We start from the raw sequence: 17203 nt of genomic DNA, 5'->3' as shown, positions 1-17203 counted from the left end.
CACCCTTCCACCCGGATTGTATCCCGGTAGGCTCCGGGTGGAAGGGTGGAGGGCGCGGGTGGCACGGCCAAGGACCGGACGGAGGTCCGGTCCGCACGCAACAAAGACTCAATTTGCGCCGATCCGGATGTTCTAGTAATGTTCCAACTTCCCGAGTCGCATAAGGCGACCGGTTTGGGAGGAATTGAACATGATCGGCTACGTAACCCTCGGCACCAATGATCTGCCGCGCGCGGCGAAATTCTACGACGCTATCGCCAAACATTTCGGCGTTGGCCGGATGATGGAATTCGACACGTTTATCGCTTGGGGCGAAATGGGCGGAGCGCCGGGAATCGCCGCGACCAAGCCGTTTGACGAACAGCCAGCAACCGTCGGCAATGGCACGATGGTCGCGCTACAGGTCGAAGGGCCGGAGCAGGTGCAGGCGGTTTATGACACCGCGATTGCCGAAGGCGGCAGCGACGAAGGCGCTCCGGGCGCGCGCGGCGATGACGGCTTTTACGCAGGCTATTTCCGCGATCCCGATGGCAACAAGCTCAACGTCTTCTGCTTCACCGCACCCCCTGCCTCATGAGCGTGAAAACGCTCACGGACGCTTTCATCCATCTCGGGCTCGGAGCAAAGGCGGTTCCGCAACCGCCCTTCTCCGGGGTCGAATGGTATGAAGAGTATGGCGCACGCCACGGAGATGATGGAGCCGAAGGGCGTCTGGTGTCCCAGCACAGTTTCACCGAAGGGTGGGACACATGGGAGATGCACCCCAAGGGTGACGAAGTGGTGATCTGCATCGAAGGCGCGATGGTGCTGACGCAGGAATTCCCCAATGGCTCACGCACGCAAGTGCCTCTGGCCAAAGGCGAATATGCGATCAACCCGCCCGGCGTGTGGCACATCGCAGACGTGGAGGAGCGCGCGACCGCGATCTTCATCACTGCGGGCGAAGGCACCCAGATGCGCCCGCGTTGATCCGTGTTCTTGCGCCCAGCTGAACCGCGCTGCGATCCTGATACAAGCCGCGACACTTTTGCGGCTTTCCGGCATAATCCTGCGACAATCGCGCTCTAGACATGGCAATTGTGAGTTGCGGTAAGGGTCGCCTTTGGCTTCCTCAACCTGACGACGCAGCCAGTTTACGGCGCGGGCAATATGCCCACATGTCCGCGCCGGGCTGCATTTGGCCGGGTGTCCCTGACCGGAAACGGGCCGCTTCTCACATAGAGAATTATCCTGGAAGGAATGACAATGCGCACACTCACACTCACTCTTTCGGCGGCCGTATTGGCGCTCGGCGGTGCCGGAATGGCGGCGGCCCAGCAGCAAGGCGGCGAACGCGGCTTCGAAGCCTCTGACACCAATGGCGACGGCGTAATCTCGCTCGCCGAAGCGCGCGCCAAAGGGCGCGAACGTTTTGAGCGCATGGACGTGAATGGCGATGGCCAGCTTTCCTCAGCCGACCGCGAAGCCCGCCGCGCTGCCCGCTTTGCCGCTTCGGATACCAATGGCGATGGCGAGTTGTCGCGCGCCGAAATGAGCGCCGCCCGCGAAGCGCGCAATGCCCGCCGCGCAGAACGACGCGCCAGCCGTCAAGAACGCCGCTTTGACCGGATCGACAGCGACGGCAGCGGCGGCATTTCCGAGGCCGAAATCGCAGCCGCCCGCGAAGCGCGCGGTGAACGTCGCGGTGCAGGTCGCGCAGAACGCCGCCGTGGCGGCCGGGCCATGCGGATGCTCCGCCGCGCCGACACCAATCAGGATCGCGTCATTTCAAGCGCAGAATTCGATGCCGCAATCGAAGCACGCTTTGCCCGCGTCGATGCCGACAATTCGGGTACGATCACCAAAGCCGAGCACGACACGGCCCGCGAAGCCGCGCGCGAACGCCGCCAGCAACGCCGCGAGGCGCGCAGTGAGCGGCGTGGTGGTGAACGGCGCCGCAACTGATCCAACGCTAACTCCAAGGGATGCAGGGGCACCTCCCCGAACCGGCCCTAATCGCCCGTGCATCCCGACTGCCGGCCCGGCGCGCGCCTTTTACTTGCTGGTTGCGCATCGGGCCGGCTCCTTTCATGAACTGAGCTGCGATGAATGACGCCGCCCTAACCTCGATACTGCTAGTCGATGACGAGCCGACCCTGCGCGAGCCGCTGGCCGAATATCTTGGCGATCAGGGCTTTGCGGTCAGCGAGGCGGCAAGCGCCGCAGCGGCGCGCACCGCTCTCACCACCAACACACCCGATCTGGTCCTGCTCGACATCATGATGCCGGGCGAAGACGGGCTTTCGCTCTGCCGCCATCTGGTCGAAACGCGCCAGATCCCCGTCATTTTCCTCACCGCGCGCGGCGAGCCGACCGACCGGATCATCGGGCTGGAACTGGGCGCGGATGATTATGTCGTCAAACCGTTCGAGCCGCGCGAGCTGGTCGCGCGCATCCGCACGGTCCTGCGCCGGGTCGGGCGCAGTCCCGCCCCCCAGCGCGAGATCCAGGACTGGCATTATCGCTTCGAAGGCTGGCAGCTCGATCCGCTGAAGCGCAAACTGACCGACCCGCAGGGCGTCACCGTACCGATCTCGACGGCCGAGTTTCGCCTGCTGCGCGCCTTTCTCGACAATCCTCGCAATGTGATGGACCGCGACCTGCTGCTCGATCTGGTTCAGGGGCGCAGCGCGCATCTGTTCGACCGCGCGGTTGACAATCAGGTGAGCCGCCTGCGCCGCAAGATCGAGGCTGACACCAGCGAGCCGCAGCTGATCCTGACCGTTCGCGGCGGCGGATACCGCTTTGCCGCCAATGTCGAACGGATCGCGCCCGGCGGGATTGGCGCGTGAAGCGGCTGCTGCCCTCAAGCCTGCTCTCACAGGTGATGGTGAGCGTCGCGCTGGCGCTGCTGGTGGCGCAGTTCGTCTCGCTCGCCTTGCTCTATCGCGCGGGCGAAGAAAGGCGCGAAACGGCGATCCTGACTGCCGCCGCATTCCAGCTTGTCACCGGCGCCGAACGCGCTGCGCGGGACCGGGCGATTAGGCAAGAACGCGGACGCAGGCAAGGCGGGGCCGCCGGTCTGCCCCCGCGCCTGCGCTACACGATCAGCGCTGAACCACCGGCGGCGGGTTCAGACGCCAATGGCGAGGGCGAGAGCGAAGCGCGACTACGCGCGGCTCTGTTGCTCGAAGATATCGACCCGCACGCTGTCGCCATAACCATCCGCCGCGCGGGCGACGATCCGCTGCTCAACGCTTTTGCAGAGGCACGCCCGCGTTTCGAACGGCGTCAGGGCTGGCGCGAGAAGCGGCTCTATGTCGCCGCAATCCAGCGAGAGGCAGGGGGCCAATGGGAGGCCGCCCGCGTGCTCGAACCGCGCCGCCGGCAGGCCGCATTGGGCGGGCTGATATTCCAGACACTCGTCACGTTCGGCGTGCTGATCGCGGTGCTGTTCTTCGTCATGCGCCGGATCACGCGGCCCTTGGCGCGGCTGACCGAGCGGGTCGGGGACTTCTCGAGAGAGCCGGGGCGCGTGGTGCAGCTGGAAGAAACCGGCCCTTCCGACACGCGCCACCTGATCGCAGCACACAATGCGATGGAAGCGCGCATCGCCGCGTTGCTCGATGAAAAGGACGTGATGCTTGGAGCCATCGGACACGACCTCAAGACGCCGCTTGCCGCCTTGCGCGTGCGGATCGAGAGCGTTCCCGACGATGCCCAACGCAGCAAAATGGCGGCCTCCATCGAGGACATCACCGCCACACTCGACGACATCCTCACTCTGTCACGGGTCGGGCGCGATGGTGCCGGGGTGGAACCCGCCGATCTGGGCGCGCTCGCCCTGGGTGTGGCCGAGGAGTTCGAGGATCTGGGCGAACCTGTGACGATCCTCGACCCGCCGCGTTTGGTTGCCCGCGTGCAAGTCACCTGGATCAAGCGCGCGCTGCGCAACCTCGCCTCCAACGCGGTGCGTTATGGCGAGATGGCAGAGATTTCGGCGATCGAGGAGGCGGGGCAGGCCGTGCTGCGCGTCGATGATCGCGGGCCCGGCATCGCGCCGGACCGGATCGCTGCCATGCTCGAACCCTTCACCCGCGGCGAAGCCTCACGCAACCGCGCAACCGGCGGCGCAGGCCTCGGCCTGACCCTCGCGCGCGCCATCGCGGAACAGCATGGCGGCCAGCTGGTGCTGGAAAATCGCCAAGCTGGAGGCCAGATCACAGGCCTACGCGCGGAAATCCGCCTGCCGCTCTAGCGCATCAAGCCGCCGATCAGATTGCGCACAAAGCGACCTGCGATCGGTCCGGCAAGATCGGTTGCGATCGAGCCTGCTGCCGAAGTGATCCCGCTCTTCACCGGATTGGCGCGAGACTTCTTGCCGAGCACCGCGGCGGCGGCGGCACCGGCCATTCCGCCTGCGGCAACCTTGGTGCCGCGCGAGATTGCCTTTTCCCACATCGACTTGGTCTTGCGCGGGCGCTTGGCGACTTCCTGCTCGCCCTTTTCGGCGACTTCCTCTGCCGTATCGACGGCATCCTGAGTCTTGGCGAGCAGCACTTCTTCGGCGCTCTCGCGGTCGACCGCTTCGTCATATTTGCCTTCGAACGGGCTGATTGACTGGATGATAGCGCGTTCTTTCTTAGTCACAGGGCCAAGGCGCGAGCGCGGCGGCTTGATGAGAGTGCGCTGGACAACAGTGGGCGCGCCTTCCTCGTCGAGCGTCGAGACCAGCGCCTCACCCACTTTGAGCTGGGTGATAACTTCCTCGGTGTCGAGATCATCGTTGATGCGGAACGTCTCCGCCGCCGCCTTGATCGCGCGCTGGTCACGCTTGGTGAAGGCGCGCAGAGCGTGCTGGACGCGGTTGCCAAGCTGACCTGCGACTTCCTCAGGAATGTCGATCGGGTTCTGCGTGACGAAGAACACGCCGACACCCTTGGAGCGGATCAGCCGGACAACCTGCTCGATCTTTTCCTGCAAGGCCTTGGGCGCATCATCAAACAGCAAATGCGCTTCGTCGAAGAAGAAGACGAGGCTGGGTTTTTCCGGGTCGCCCACTTCGGGCAGGCTCTCGAACAATTCAGCTAGCAGCCATAAGAGAAACGTCGCATAGAGCTTGGGGCTCTGCATCAGCTTGTCGGCGGCGAGCACATTCACATAGCCGCGCCCCTGTTCATCGGTCTTGAGGAAATCGTCGATTTCAAGCGCTGGCTCGCCGAAGAAATGGTTCGCGCCTTGTGCTTCGAAGCTGAGCAATTGGCGCTGGATCGCGCCGACCGATTGCTTCGAGACATTGCCATAGACGCCCGACAGCTCCTTCGAATTTTCATGCGCCCATTGCAGCACGCTTTGCAGATCGCCGAAATCGAGCAGCAGCAGGCCGTTTTCGTCAGCGTGTTTGAAGACGATCTGAAGCACGCCTTCCTGCGTGTCGTTGAGGTCGAGCAGGCGCGAGAGCAGCAGCGGGCCCATTTCGGAAATCGTGGTGCGGATCGGGTGGCCTTGCTCACCATAGAGATCCCAGAAGATCACCGGATTGTCCGAATAGGCATAGTCCTCCATGCCCAGATCCTTGGCGCGGCCTTCCAGCTTGTCAGCGTGTTTGAAGGTGGGGGAGCCGGGCATGGCGATGCCGGACAGATCGCCTTTCACATCGGCGACAAACACCGGAACACCATTGGCGGAAAAACTCTCGGCCAGTCCCTGCAACGTCACCGTCTTACCCGTGCCGGTCGCGCCGGCGATCAATCCGTGACGGTTTGCGCGGCTCAGCGCGAGGTGCTGGTTTTCACCATTGCCGCCAAGACCCAAAAAGATATCGCTCATAGTCCGCTTCAAATCCCTGTTCTTTGTGCGACCTGCGTTTGCAGACCGATTGGGAGCCGGTCAAGTTGGTGCGGGCAACCTATCGACTTGGATCGCAGGGGCTTCTAAGGCGCTAGAGATGGTTCAGGCCGCTTCGCCACAGACATTTGTATTGCTCGATGACGCGCGCGCCGATGGCGGGGCGGACGCGATGTTCTACGCCAATCCGCGCGAAGTCTTTGTCGCTTACCGGGCAAGCGAGGTCGAAAGCGTGCTGAAGGCCGCCGATGCCGCGCGCGCGGGCGCAGGCGGCAGCGGAGGCGAGCTTGCGGGCTATATCGCCTATGAGGCGGGTCTTGCGCTCGAACCCAAACTCGCACCGCTTGCAGACGAACGTTCGGGCGCGGCCGGACCGCTGGTTTGGCTCGGACTGTTCGATGCGCCGGAACGGATTGCGCCGGCAGACGTCCCCGCATGGCTCGATGCGCGGGCAGAGGGGACCGCCAGTCTCGGCCCGCTCGACCCGCAGCTTTCGCCCGGTGGTTATGAAGCCGCCTTTGCGAAACTGCGCGAAGCGATCCATGCTGGCGATATCTATCAGGCCAACCTCACCTATCCGCTAGCCGGGTCATATCAGGGTGACCCGCTGGCGCTCTATGCCCAGCTGCGCGGCGCAGCGAGCGCTGGCTATGGCGGAGTGGTGTTCGATGGCTCGCACTGGCTGCTGAGCCTTTCGCCCGAATTGTTCGTGGCGCTCGATGGCGACAAGGCCAAGGTCAAGCCGATGAAGGGCACGCGCCCGCGCTCGGATGATCCGGCGCGCGATGCCGAGCTGGCCGAAGAGCTGGCGACGTCGGTCAAGGACAAGGCCGAGAACCTGATGATCGTCGATCTGATGCGCAACGATCTCAGCCGGGTGGCCGTACCGGGCAGTGTCCAAGTCGATGCGCCCTTTGCAATCGAGAGCTTTCCGACCGTGCACCAGATGGTCTCCAGCGTTCGCGCCGAGCTTGCACCGGGCAAGGGCGCGATGGAGCTGGTGCGCGCGATCTTCCCCTGCGGCTCGATCACCGGCGCGCCCAAAATCCGCGCGATGGAGCTGATCCATCAGATCGAGCGTGATGCGCGCGGGCCCTATTGCGGGGCGATTGGCCGGATCGGAGCAGACGGCACGGCGGCTCTCAATGTGGCAATCCGAACCTTGCGCCTCACTCCTATCGAGAATGGTCAGGGCCATGCTGTGCTGGGCGTTGGTTCAGCGATTGTGGCGGATAGCGAGGCCTTTTCCGAACGGCGCGAATGCGAGGTGAAAGCGGGCTTTGCGCGGGCAGCCTCCCCCGTTCACGCCGCGCCCGCTTGCGATCTTATCGAAACGATGGCGTTTGATCCCGAGAGCGGGATTGCGCTGCTCGAACTGCATCTGGCCCGGATGAAGCGCAGCGCGGCAGCGCTTGGCTTCCAGTTTGATCGCCACGCTGCGCGCAACCAGATTCAGGCGCTTTGCTTCGAGCTGGAAGCGCCTGCGAAATTGCGCCTGCTTGCAGCGCGCAGCGGTGCGACTGCGCTGGAGACGCAGCCGATGCCGGAGGCGTTGACCGAACCGCTCAAAGTCGCCGCGCTCCCCCACCCGCTCGACCCGTCCGACTGGCGGCTTTCGTATAAGACGAGCGACAGGGGCTTTTACGAAGACGCACACAATGCTGCGAAGCAGTTTGGCGCCAACGAGGCGGTGCTGGTGCGCGATGACGGGCTTGTGACCGAAGGCAGCTTCACCAATATTTTTGTTGAGCGCGGCGGCATATTTCTCACCCCGCCGGCCACACTCGGCCTGTTGCCGGGTGTCTTGCGCGAATCGCTGATCGGGCAAGGCCGCGCGCGCGAGGCGGACCTCACACTCGACGATCTCACCCATGGCTTCATGCTCGGCAATGCCGTTCGCGGGCTTTTTTCAGCAAAGCTGATATAGGACTTCTCCAAGCCACCCGCTCCCTCCACCCTTCCACCCGGATCGTAACCCGGTGTGATTATCCGGGTGGAAGGGTGGAGGGAGCGGGTGGCCAGGCACATAGGCAAACAAACAATGCAAATCCCAATCCTCTTCGAAGACGGCGAAGCGCTTGTCATCGACAAGCCTGCCGGACTGCCGGTCGACCGTCCCAAACGCGGCGGGCCTGCGCTGTTTGACCATATCGAGCAGCTCAAGCTCGGCTTTCAGCGCCCGCCAGTCCCCGTGCACCGGCTCGACACCGACACCAGCGGCTGCCTGCTGCTCGCGCGCAATCCCAAGGCCTTGAAGCGCTTCAACAAGGCCTTTGAAGACCGGCTGGTCGGCAAGACCTATCTGGCGGTCCTCGATTTCGAACCGGCGGAAAGTTCGGGCACGATCGAACTGGCGCTGTCCAAGATCAGCTCAGCCGAAAAAGGCTGGCGGATGATCGCGGCGAAGAAGGGCAAGCCTGCCGTCTCGCATTGGGAGCTGATCGAGGTGATCGGAGAGGGCGACAAACGCCGCTCGCTGATTCGTTTCCGGCCCGAAACCGGGCGGACCCACCAGCTGCGCGTCCATGCGCTGCAAGGACTGGGCACGCCATTGCTCGGCGATCCGGTCTATGGGCCGGTGCGTGGGCAGAATAAAGGCGCGCCGCGCACCATGCTCCACGCCGAAAGCATTACGGTCGAACGCGAGGGCAAACCGCCTGTCACTGCCACCGCGCCCTTCCCCGAGGATTTTCTGCGCGCCGGGCTGAGCGCCCCTGAACTCGTGCAGGCCGATGGATGAAGACCTCCTAAATCGCGCCCACGCGCTAGCCGAGGAAAGCTTCCTCGCAGGCTCCGGCCCAGGCGGGCAGAACGCCAACAAGGTCGCAACCGAGGTTCAGCTGCGGGTGAACATCTATGCGCTGCGGCTTGAGCCGACTGTTTTTGCCCGCCTGCGCGACCTTGCCGGCTCCAAACTGACCGCTGCGGGCGATCTCCTCATCACCGCGCGCCAGCACCGTACGCAAGAGGCCAACCGGCAGGCCGCGCGGGTCAAACTGGCAGAGATTCTCGAAGCCGCGCACCGCGCGCCCAAGAAGCGCGCCAAGACCCGCGTCAACCGCGTGGGCAAGGTGCAGCGGCTCAAGTCCAAGAAAGCACGCGGCACCATCAAAGCCAATCGCGGCAAGCCGAGCCGATCAGACTGGTGACTCTGCTTGACTTTTGCCGGTGAATCGGCAAATGCGCGCGGCTTGAAGGGCGGTGCCGTCAAAAACGCGCGCACCGCTTTATGTTTTTCGGCCAACCCAACCTGTTTGGAGGCCACCACCCGATCTTAGGATACCGTCATGGCGAAGCCCGCAACCGTCAAGATCAAGCTCGTCTCGACCGAGGGCACGGGCTTTTACTACGTGACCAAAAAGAACCCGCGCAACACCACTGAAAAGATGGTGTTCCGTAAATACGATCCGGTCGCGAAAAAGCATGTCGAATTCAAGGAAGCCAAGATCAAGTAAGGTCTTGGTTGAATTTGGGGGCGCCTGCTGAACGCAGCGGCTCTCACAAATTCATCGACAGTTCAATCCGCGCGGCCTAGCTGCGGATTCATGAGCATTTCGACCCTTCTCCGCCGCTCCGGCATGGCATTTGCCGCTGCCGGTACGCTTGCACTTGGCCTCTCTATCGGGAGCGCCGATTCGCGCCCATTCGCTATGGGGCCAGCACCCGCCACCGCGCAGACCACCGCCGCGGATCTCAATCGTGCGGTTGCAGCCTTGCGCGGCATCGCAACCATGCGCGCCGACTTCACCCAGACCGACCGCGCTGGCAATCAGGCGCGCGGGGTGATGACATTGAAGCGCCCCGGCAAGATCCGCTTCGATTATGGCGAGGATGCCGATCTGCTGGTCGTCTCCAACGGCCGCTCGCTCTATATGATCGATTACGAGGTCAATCAGGTCGAACGCTGGCCGATCCGCAATTCACCGCTCGGCGCGCTGCTCGATCCGGAGCGTGATGTCACCCAATATGGCACTCTGGTGCAGACGAGCAGCCCCGATGTGATCAGCATTGATGTGCGCGACACCGACCGGCCCGAGTTTGGGCGGATGAATCTGATCTTTGTGCGCAGCCCCAATGCGCCGGGCGGATTGCAGCTCACCCACTGGGTCGCGCTCGATGCCCAGAATCATCGGACGACGGTGCGGCTGACGAATCACCGCTATGGAATCAACGTGCCGGAGAGCACATTCAGGTTCCGCGATCCGCGCCGCTCGTCCCGTCGCCCACGGTGAACGGCTGACCCGTGATAAGTTGTATGGATGCGACAAAATCGGGCCTGCGTTCATATAAGTGAAAGCCCAAAGCCGCTAATTATTCTCAACAAGGCGAGCGAGGACGGGTTTCCCCCCTGTTGCCCTCCTCAAAAGATTGCCCGCCTTGCAAAAGCGTGACGAACGCTAACAACGAAGCTCCAGTGCCATCGCCCCCGGCACTGGAGCTTTTTGTTATTCCCACCCAAACGCGCTGCGGATGATGTCGTAGATCACGTTCTGCTCGATCACGCCGCGCGCTTTTTCGGCGCCGGGGCCTTGGGCGTAGAGCGCGACATCTTCGCCTGCGTGAGTCTCGCTGCCAGTCGGGATTGCGGATTGTTGGCGGGCGGAGATGCCGGTTTCGGGCGTCGGGCGTTCGGCCATATTGGCGATTGAACCCGGGCCATTGGCATAGCCCAAAGTGGTGTAGGGCAGTCCGTCTTCGGCCGTGGCAAACTCGGTCCCGGCCCCTTCGGGCGGCACGACCAGCCCGAGGATGTCGTTACCCCTTCGCGGATAGCCGGCAATGGTGAAGACGTGGCTGTGATCGGCGGTCACGAGGATCAGCGTTTCTTCGGGGTCGGTGTTGTCGATCGCATATTGGATCGCACGGGCAAACTCGGCCCCTTCCTCCAGCGCGAGCCCGGCATAGCCGCCGTGATGCGCGTGATCGATCCGGCCCGATTCGACCATTAGATAGAAACCGTCCGGGTCGCTCGATAGGCGCGAGAGTGCCTGCGCAGTCATGTCGGTCAGCGTCGGCTCTTCGGAGGTTTCCTCGCGCTGCGCCATGAAGGTCATGTGGCTTTGCGAAAAGAGGCCGAAAACCGGCGCGTCCATCGGCGCGGCTTCCAGTTCGGCCTGCGTGGTCACATAGGTGCCGCCCGTGCGCGCGACCCATCCGGCGGGCAGATCGGCGTCGCTGTCGAGCCGCCAACCATCGGCATCGCTGCCGTAAAACGCGGTCAGACCGCCGCCCAGTGCGACGGTAAAATCGGATTGCACCAGCTGCTTGGCGATATCATCGCAGCCAAGACCGCGCTGGTCTTCAGGAATTCCCGCATCCGATTCCCAATCGCGATCCGAAGCGCGCGAATAGACGCTGGCCGGGGTTGCATGGGTAATCCGTGCGGTCGACACAATGCCGAGCGCAAGGCCGCGCTCCGTCGCTTCCTCGCCAATCAGCGGCAAGGCATAGGTCTTGGAGTCGGCGCAATTGTTACGGCGGGCTTCAGGCCCAACGCCGAGATAGCCAATATTGGTCTTTGAACCCGAATGCATTGCAGTGGCGGTGCCCGCGCTATCGGGCACCTGCGCATCGACATTGTAGGTCTTCACCAGAGCAACATTGTCGAACATCTCGAATGGCAGGACATATTCCTCGCCCGTTTGGCCCAGTTTCTGCCCGGCATAGATTCGCATCGCAGTGATGGTCGAAATGCCCATGCCGTCGCCGATGAACAGAATCACGTTCTTTGCCCGCGGCGCTTCCGCAACGTCAGGGTCCGCTTCGATTACGGGCCGGTTTGCGGCGCTGCCACTATAGGTGTCGCCCGCCTGGATGACGCAGCCTCCAAGGGTGAGCGAGGCAGAGGCAAGAAGGGCGGCGGTGAAGCGCTTGGCAGTCATGGATAGTCTCCTGATCGGTTGCCACCTTGCTATCGCTATCCAATGTGACGGGAAAGCTAAACCTTGCTGCGAATCCCCCACGCTCCTAAGTCGGCTGGCATGATTTCTGTAGCCACCTGGAACATCAATTCGGTCCGCTTGCGCCTGCCGATTGTCGAAAAATACCTCACCGAGCACGCGCCGGACATTCTGTGCTTGCAAGAGATCAAGTGCGAAAACGACAAGTTCCCCGCCGAGGCTCTGGCCGAAATGGGTTACGAGCATCAAGCTGTGTGCGGGCAAAAGGGCTATCACGGCGTCGCCACGGTCAGCCGCGTTCCGATCCGCGAGATATCGCGTCACGACTGGCAGGCCAATGGCGAAGCGCGCCATGTCGGGGTCGAAGTCGTGGGCAAGGATATGTGCATTGACAATGTCTATGTGCCGGCAGGCGGCGATATCCCCGACCGCGAGAAAAACGTGAAATTCGGGCAAAAGCTCGACTTTCTCGAACGCATGACCGGCTGGGCCGATGCGCTGGATCGCAACACGCTGATCGTGGGCGATTTCAACATCGCCCCGCTCGAAAGCGATGTGTGGAGCCACAAGCAACTGCTCAAAGTTGTCAGCCACACCCCGCTTGAGGTCGACACTTTACAACGCTTTCAGGACGCGCATGGCTGGGTCGATCTGGGGCGCGAGTTTATCCAGGATCCAGAGCGCTATTTCAGCTGGTGGTCCTATCGTTCGCCCGACTGGCGCAAGAATGATCGCGGACGGCGGCTTGACCATATGTGGGCCTCGGGTGAGCTGGCCAAACAGGCGCGCGGGCATTCGGTGCTCGAAGAAGCGCGCAGCTGGGAGAAGCCGTCTGACCACATCCCGCTGATCACCGAGTTCGATATTTGAGTTCAGACACGCCTTCCCCCGCCACTTCGCCCGCGCGCCGCGCCGCGCAGGCGGTGGATGCGCTGCGCCATGGCTGGCCGCTGGCGTTCGAAGGTGGCCCAACTCTTCTCCCTGTAGAAACCGCGATTGCGAGCGGGGCCTCCGCGCCGCGTATGCTGATATCGGCGGCGCGGGCGGCCACGCTCAAGCTTGCCAATCAGCGCGAGGCTGCAGTGCCCCACGCGCCGGTCCTGATCCGCGGAGGCGAGCCATTTGACCTGCGCGCAGCAGTGCCGATTGCCGATCCGGCGCTCGACCTCAAAAACCCAATGAAAGGCCCGTTTCGCGCCGAAGCGCTCGAATGGGAGGACATCGCCGCCGCTGCGATGGAATTTGCGCGGATTGCAGGCATCCTGCCCGCTTTTCTAGTCGATCCCAATTATGCAGGCGAAGCGCATTCGCTCTGCGCGTCAGACCTCACGCATTACAGCGAAGCGGGCGCTTTGCGGATCATCACCCGTGCGCGCTTGCCTGTCTCGGCCAGCGAGGAGGCCGAGATTGTCGCTTTTCGCTCGACCGAGGATACGCGCGAACATGTCGCGCTCATCATCGGCGACCAATGCGGCGACACCGAGCCATTGGTGCGGGTCCATTCCGAATGCCTGACCGGCGATATTCTGGGCAGTCTCAAATGCGATTGCGGCCCGCAGCTCGACGCCGCGCTCCACGCCATGGCCGATCACGCTGACAAGAATGGCGGCTGGGGCGCGCTGCTTTATATGCGGCAGGAAGGGCGCGGGATCGGGCTGGTGAACAAGCTGCGCGCCTACCGCTTGCAGGATCAGGGCTTTGATACGGTCGACGCCAATCAGCGGCTCGGCCTGCCTGACGAAGCGCGCGATTTTCCGCTGGCGGCGCGGATGCTCGATCTGCTTGGCGCCGGCTCGATCCGGCTGATGACCAACAATCCCGCCAAAGTCGAAGCGCTTGAGGCGGCGGGAATCACAGTCCGCGAGCGGGTGGCGCATCAGCTGCCCGATAACCCTCACAATGCGCGCTATCTTGCGACCAAGCGCGACCGGTCCGGACACCTTCTCAAATGAACGGTCCTGAATTCGCCATCACCATCCGGCCCGAAGCGGCAGGCGATGAGGACACGATCTTCGCGCTCACCGAAGCCGCCTTTGCCGATATGCCATTCAGCGACGCGGACGAGCAGCATGTCATCACCCGCCTGCGCGACGATGGCGATCTGACACTTTCGCTGGTCGCCGAGGACGCAGAGCGGATTGTCGGCCATATCGCCTTTTCGCCGGTCACGATCACAGGCGGCGCAAAGGGCTGGTTCGGCCTTGGCCCCGTTTCGGTCTGGCCGGAATTTCACCATCGCGGGATCGGCGGGGCGCTGATCAAACGCGGGATTGCCGATCTGCGCGCGGCGGGCGCGAAAGGCATCGTGCTGCTGGGGAGCAATGTCTACTATCCCCGCTTCGGCTTCGCGCATGTGCCCGAGCTGACCTATCCCGGCCCGCCGCCCGAATATTTTCAGGCGCTGCTGCTCGATGGCGAAATGCCCTCAGGCGAGGTTTCCTACGCGCCCGGTTTCTATCCCGCAGTCTAGCGCCGCTCGTAATCGGTAAGGCCGCGCGCGAGGTTGTTGCCTGACAAGGCGATGCGCGATCCGGTCCAGTCGGCCAGAAAGACGCTGGACCGCGTCAGGCCGGGCACAAAGCGTGCTTCATTGCCCGTGACCGTCAATCCGTCGGAGGAGTGGAGGACGTCTTCCGCACCCAGCGCGATAAAGGCGGAGTAGTTTTCCTTGTCGCGGCCCTGCACGAACCAATTGCCCGCAATGCTCCCGCGGCTGCCTGCGGGCAGGTCAATCATGTAATTGGTCCCGCGCCCAGCAGCATCGTCAAAGCTGTTGTTTTCGATAATCACATTGGCCGCGCGCGCCTTTAGATAATGCCCGCCGCTGCCGCGTTCAAACCGGCTTTCGACCACGGTCAGCTCGCCATAATTGCCGATATAGATCGAATGCGCGCAGCCCGCAGAATTCTCGCAAGTGCCCAGCCCGCTAAAGGTCGAGCGGGTGATGAAGATGCGGCTTTGCGGATCATTGCCGCTGAGGATGCCCTGCTGGCTGTCGAGAAAGCGCGAGTGGGTGATGTTGAGCGCGCCTTGCTCCAGCCGGATGCCCGCGCCGTTTCCGTCCGCCACATAGATGCCCGAGAATGTCAGCCCGCGAATCTCCGCGCCCAGCCCGCGCAGGACCAGCGCTGCCTTGCCTTCGCAAGGCGTGCCCACAAGCGTGACTGTGCCATATTCCTGCGCCGCGTAGATGATCACACCGGCGCGCTGCACCGCGCATTGGCGGTAGGTGCCCGGTGCGATGGTGATCGTGCCGCGCTGGTCGCCAACTGCATCCACCGCTTGCTGCAATGACGGATAGCTGCGCCCTGTCTCGGTAATGGTGAAAGCTCCGCCCGATTGCGCTGCGGCAGGGCTTGCCGGAAACACCAGCATTCCTAGCCCGAGCGCGAAGATCAGCGCGAGAAACACCCAATCGAGCGAGTTGGCGAGACGCAGTGCAAGCGATGGGCGGAGATTTGCTACAGTTTGAACCATGGTCATATCTATAGCGCCAATTGGCTTCCGCCCGAGCGCTGCTAATCCCGGTGTGCCGTTTCGGCGCATCAATTGGCGCTTGGCTTAACGCCGCTTCGCCCGCTACACCTGCGCGCACAATTTGCGCAAATTGGGAATTTTCTAGGAGGAACCCACTGATGAAGAAGATCGTATACACCGCCATGATCGGCGGCGCGGCATTGATGCTTTCCGCTTGCGGCAGCACCGATGACGCATCGACCGAAGCGATGCCCGAAGATGTCGAAATGCCGGCAGAAGAAGCGCTCGGGTCCATCGCCGAGGAACCGGTTGTCGATGAAGGCGTCGAAGGGCCTGAAGTCGATCCGGCAGAGAACGCGCCTTCCGAAGCGACCGCCAACGAAGCCGCTGATGCCGCTGCCAATGTCGCAGCCGAGGCCGAAGCCGCGATCGAAGCTGCCGAGGCCGCTGCTGCTGCAGAAGCGGCTGCTGCGATCCCGACCGGCGAGTGAGCCGGAGCGGACAAAAGCTGAACGGCGCTGCGGCGCTGCTCGTTCCCGTGCTGCTGCTGATCGCTGCGTGCGATAGCGGCGGCACGACGAGCGGCCCCGGCGCGGTCAGCGAAGGCGAAGCGGCCGCACTCGATGAAGCCGCCGAGATGCTGGAGGAGCGGCAATTGCCCGAAGGCGTGCTCCCGCCGCTCGAAGCCCCGCAAGGCACACCGGCGCAGGACACGCCGCAAGAGGAAGGCACTGAATGACCACGAATTCCGGCCACAACCATGGCCAAAACCACGGAATGGATCAGGACACTTTCGAACAATTCGCCGAGCAGCTTGAGCGTTACGTCAAGGAACGTCTGATTCCGGCGGAAGGCGAAGTGATAGCAAATGACGCGATTCCGCCCGAGATTATCGACGAAATGCGCGACATGGGTCTGTTCGGGCTTTCGGTGCCGGAGGAATATGGCGGCGCGGGCCTCAACATGGCGCAATATGCGCGCGTGGTGAACACGATGAGCTACGCTGCGCCAGCCTATCGCTCGATCTTTTCAATCAATGTTGGCATGTTCGCCAGCGCGCTCAAGAACGGCGCCACCGAAGAACAGCGCGCCGAATGGTATCCCAAGCTCGCCGAAGGCAAGATCGCCTGTTTCGGCCTCACCGAACCGGGCTCGGGCAGCGATAGCGCGGGCCTGCAAACCACCGCCACGCCTGATCCTGACGGCAATGGCTGGGTCTTGAACGGGACCAAGCGCTACATCACCAACGCCCCGCATGCCGATGTCGCGCTGATCATGGCGCGCACGGACAAGGAAAACCTGCCCAAAAACGCGCATGTCAGCGCCTTTCTGGTGCCGATGAATGTGCCAGGCGTTTCAACCGGATCGCCCGATGCCAAGATGGGCCAGTCGGGCAGCCACATCTCAGACATCATGCTCGACGACGTGAAAGTGCCCGGCGATGCTTTGCTGGGCGGGGAGACGGGCAAGGGCTTCCGCTTTGCGATGCAGAGCCTCGACAATGGCCGGATTTCAGTGGGCTCCGCCGCGACCGGCTATGCCCGCCGTGCGCTGAATTCCGCGATCCGCTATGCCAATGAGCGCAAGGCGTTTGGTGAGCCGATCGCGCAATTTCAGCTGATCCAGGCGATGCTCGCCGATAGCGAGATCGAAATCTACGCCGCCGAAGCGATGATGAAGGACGTCACCGAACGTGCCGACAGGGGCGAGAACATCCTCGTCAAAGCCGCTGCCTTCAAGGTCTTTGCCAGCGAAATGTGCGGCCGCGTGGTCGACCGCGTGGTGCAGATCTATGGCGGTGCGGGCTACCTCGCCGAATACGATGCCGAACGCTTCTATCGTGATGCGCGCATCTACCGCATATACGAAGGCACGACGCAAATCCTCCAGCTCCAGATCGCCAAGCATATGCTGCGCGAATGGGAAGATGTTGTTTGATTTCCCGCACGCCATCCGGCGCGCGAAATCCTCGCTCACGCGACCTTAAGGTCGCATCGCTG

The 17203-nt window shown here is 62.9% G+C and carries 19 protein-coding genes; 16 read left to right on the top strand and 3 right to left on the bottom strand.

Annotated features, from left to right (window positions below):
• The first annotated feature begins 190 nt into the window (after window positions 1-190).
• From Q0887_RS13275 to Q0887_RS13255, 5 genes are all read left to right on the top strand, one after another.
• On the top strand, window positions 191-577 hold the full coding sequence (locus tag Q0887_RS13275) for a VOC family protein (protein WP_299196191.1): 387 nt from the start codon (window positions 191-193) through the stop codon (window positions 575-577).
• Complete coding sequence (locus Q0887_RS13270) at window positions 574-969, top strand: cupin domain-containing protein (protein WP_299196188.1); 396 nt, start codon at window positions 574-576, stop codon at window positions 967-969. Before Q0887_RS13275 ends, Q0887_RS13270 begins: the two co-directional genes overlap by 4 nt.
• Before the next feature lie 276 nt (window positions 970-1245).
• Complete coding sequence (locus Q0887_RS13265; protein ID WP_299196186.1) at window positions 1246-1944, top strand: hypothetical protein; 699 nt, start codon at window positions 1246-1248, stop codon at window positions 1942-1944.
• Between the two features lie 140 nt (window positions 1945-2084).
• Window positions 2085-2831 (top strand): response regulator transcription factor, encoded by a 747-nt coding sequence (locus Q0887_RS13260; RefSeq protein WP_299196184.1) that lies wholly within the window; start codon window positions 2085-2087, stop codon window positions 2829-2831.
• Window positions 2828-4237, top strand: coding sequence for an ATP-binding protein (locus tag Q0887_RS13255; protein ID WP_299196182.1), 1410 nt, complete (start codon window positions 2828-2830; stop codon window positions 4235-4237). Before Q0887_RS13260 ends, Q0887_RS13255 begins: the two co-directional genes overlap by 4 nt.
• Here the strand turns inward: Q0887_RS13255 and Q0887_RS13250 are convergent.
• On the bottom strand, window positions 4234-5808 hold the full coding sequence (locus Q0887_RS13250; protein WP_299196180.1) for a helicase HerA-like domain-containing protein: 1575 nt from the start codon (window positions 5806-5808) through the stop codon (window positions 4234-4236). The genes Q0887_RS13255 and Q0887_RS13250 overlap by 4 nt on opposite strands.
• 118 nt (window positions 5809-5926) lie before the next feature.
• On the opposite strand from Q0887_RS13250, the gene pabB reads away from it, so the two are divergent.
• The 5 genes from pabB to Q0887_RS13225 all read left to right on the top strand — a co-directional run bounded on the left by pabB (window position 5927) and on the right by Q0887_RS13225 (window position 10058).
• Window positions 5927-7753, top strand: coding sequence for an aminodeoxychorismate synthase component I (gene pabB / locus Q0887_RS13245; RefSeq protein WP_299196178.1), 1827 nt, complete (start codon window positions 5927-5929; stop codon window positions 7751-7753).
• Window positions 7754-7867: 114 nt separating this feature from the next.
• Entirely contained in the window at window positions 7868-8566 is a 699-nt protein-coding gene (locus tag Q0887_RS13240; protein WP_299196176.1) for an RNA pseudouridine synthase, read from the top strand.
• Window positions 8559-8975, top strand: coding sequence for an alternative ribosome rescue aminoacyl-tRNA hydrolase ArfB (gene arfB / locus Q0887_RS13235; RefSeq protein ID WP_299196174.1), 417 nt, complete (start codon window positions 8559-8561; stop codon window positions 8973-8975). Before Q0887_RS13240 ends, arfB begins: the two co-directional genes overlap by 8 nt.
• A gap of 138 nt (window positions 8976-9113) precedes the next feature.
• Entirely contained in the window at window positions 9114-9281 is a 168-nt protein-coding gene (gene rpmG, locus Q0887_RS13230; RefSeq protein ID WP_111991276.1) for a 50S ribosomal protein L33, read from the top strand.
• A gap of 90 nt (window positions 9282-9371) precedes the next feature.
• Window positions 9372-10058 (top strand): outer membrane lipoprotein carrier protein LolA, encoded by a 687-nt coding sequence (locus Q0887_RS13225; protein ID WP_299196169.1) that lies wholly within the window; start codon window positions 9372-9374, stop codon window positions 10056-10058.
• Window positions 10059-10271: 213 nt separating this feature from the next.
• Here Q0887_RS13225 and Q0887_RS13220 read toward each other — a convergent pair whose 3' ends face one another.
• Window positions 10272-11708: an alkaline phosphatase gene (locus tag Q0887_RS13220; RefSeq protein ID WP_299196167.1), complete on the bottom strand. Its 1437-nt coding sequence runs from the start codon at window positions 11706-11708 to the stop codon at window positions 10272-10274.
• Between the two features lie 99 nt (window positions 11709-11807).
• On the opposite strand from Q0887_RS13220, the gene xth reads away from it, so the two are divergent.
• Genes xth through Q0887_RS13205 form a run of 3 tightly spaced genes read left to right on the top strand, consistent with a single transcriptional unit; the run spans window position 11808 to window position 14196 of the window.
• Complete coding sequence (xth, locus tag Q0887_RS13215) at window positions 11808-12596, top strand: exodeoxyribonuclease III (RefSeq protein ID WP_299196165.1); 789 nt, start codon at window positions 11808-11810, stop codon at window positions 12594-12596.
• Entirely contained in the window at window positions 12593-13678 is a 1086-nt protein-coding gene (ribA, locus tag Q0887_RS13210; RefSeq protein WP_299196163.1) for a GTP cyclohydrolase II, read from the top strand. The genes xth and ribA overlap by 4 nt, the downstream gene beginning before the upstream one ends.
• Window positions 13675-14196 carry an N-acetyltransferase gene (locus tag Q0887_RS13205; RefSeq protein WP_299196160.1) on the top strand — a complete coding sequence of 174 codons (522 nt, stop codon included), beginning with the start codon at window positions 13675-13677 and terminating at the stop codon, window positions 14194-14196. Before ribA ends, Q0887_RS13205 begins: the two co-directional genes overlap by 4 nt.
• Here Q0887_RS13205 and Q0887_RS13200 read toward each other — a convergent pair.
• Window positions 14193-15209 (bottom strand): right-handed parallel beta-helix repeat-containing protein, encoded by a 1017-nt coding sequence (locus Q0887_RS13200; protein ID WP_299196158.1) that lies wholly within the window; start codon window positions 15207-15209, stop codon window positions 14193-14195. The two genes, Q0887_RS13205 and Q0887_RS13200, sit on opposite strands and share 4 nt — an antisense overlap.
• Before the next feature lie 152 nt (window positions 15210-15361).
• On the opposite strand from Q0887_RS13200, the gene Q0887_RS13195 reads away from it, so the two are divergent.
• Genes Q0887_RS13195 through Q0887_RS13185 form a run of 3 tightly spaced genes read left to right on the top strand, consistent with a single transcriptional unit; the run spans window position 15362 to window position 17141 of the window.
• Window positions 15362-15694 carry a hypothetical protein gene (locus Q0887_RS13195; protein ID WP_299196156.1) on the top strand — a complete coding sequence of 111 codons (333 nt, stop codon included), beginning with the start codon at window positions 15362-15364 and terminating at the stop codon, window positions 15692-15694.
• A complete protein-coding gene (locus Q0887_RS13190) occupies window positions 15691-15942 on the top strand; it encodes a hypothetical protein (RefSeq protein ID WP_299196154.1) in 252 nt (83 codons plus the stop codon). The genes Q0887_RS13195 and Q0887_RS13190 overlap by 4 nt, the downstream gene beginning before the upstream one ends.
• The gene (locus Q0887_RS13185) at window positions 15939-17141 is read left to right on the top strand and encodes an acyl-CoA dehydrogenase family protein (protein WP_299196152.1); all 1203 of its coding nucleotides are present in this window, start codon (window positions 15939-15941) and stop codon (window positions 17139-17141) included. Before Q0887_RS13190 ends, Q0887_RS13185 begins: the two co-directional genes overlap by 4 nt.
• Window positions 17142-17203 lie beyond the last annotated feature (62 nt).

Source organism: uncultured Erythrobacter sp., from assembly GCF_947492365.1.
In the GTDB taxonomy this organism is placed as follows: Bacteria; Pseudomonadota; Alphaproteobacteria; order Sphingomonadales; family Sphingomonadaceae; genus Erythrobacter.
This window is presented reverse-complemented; position numbering and strand designations above follow the sequence as displayed.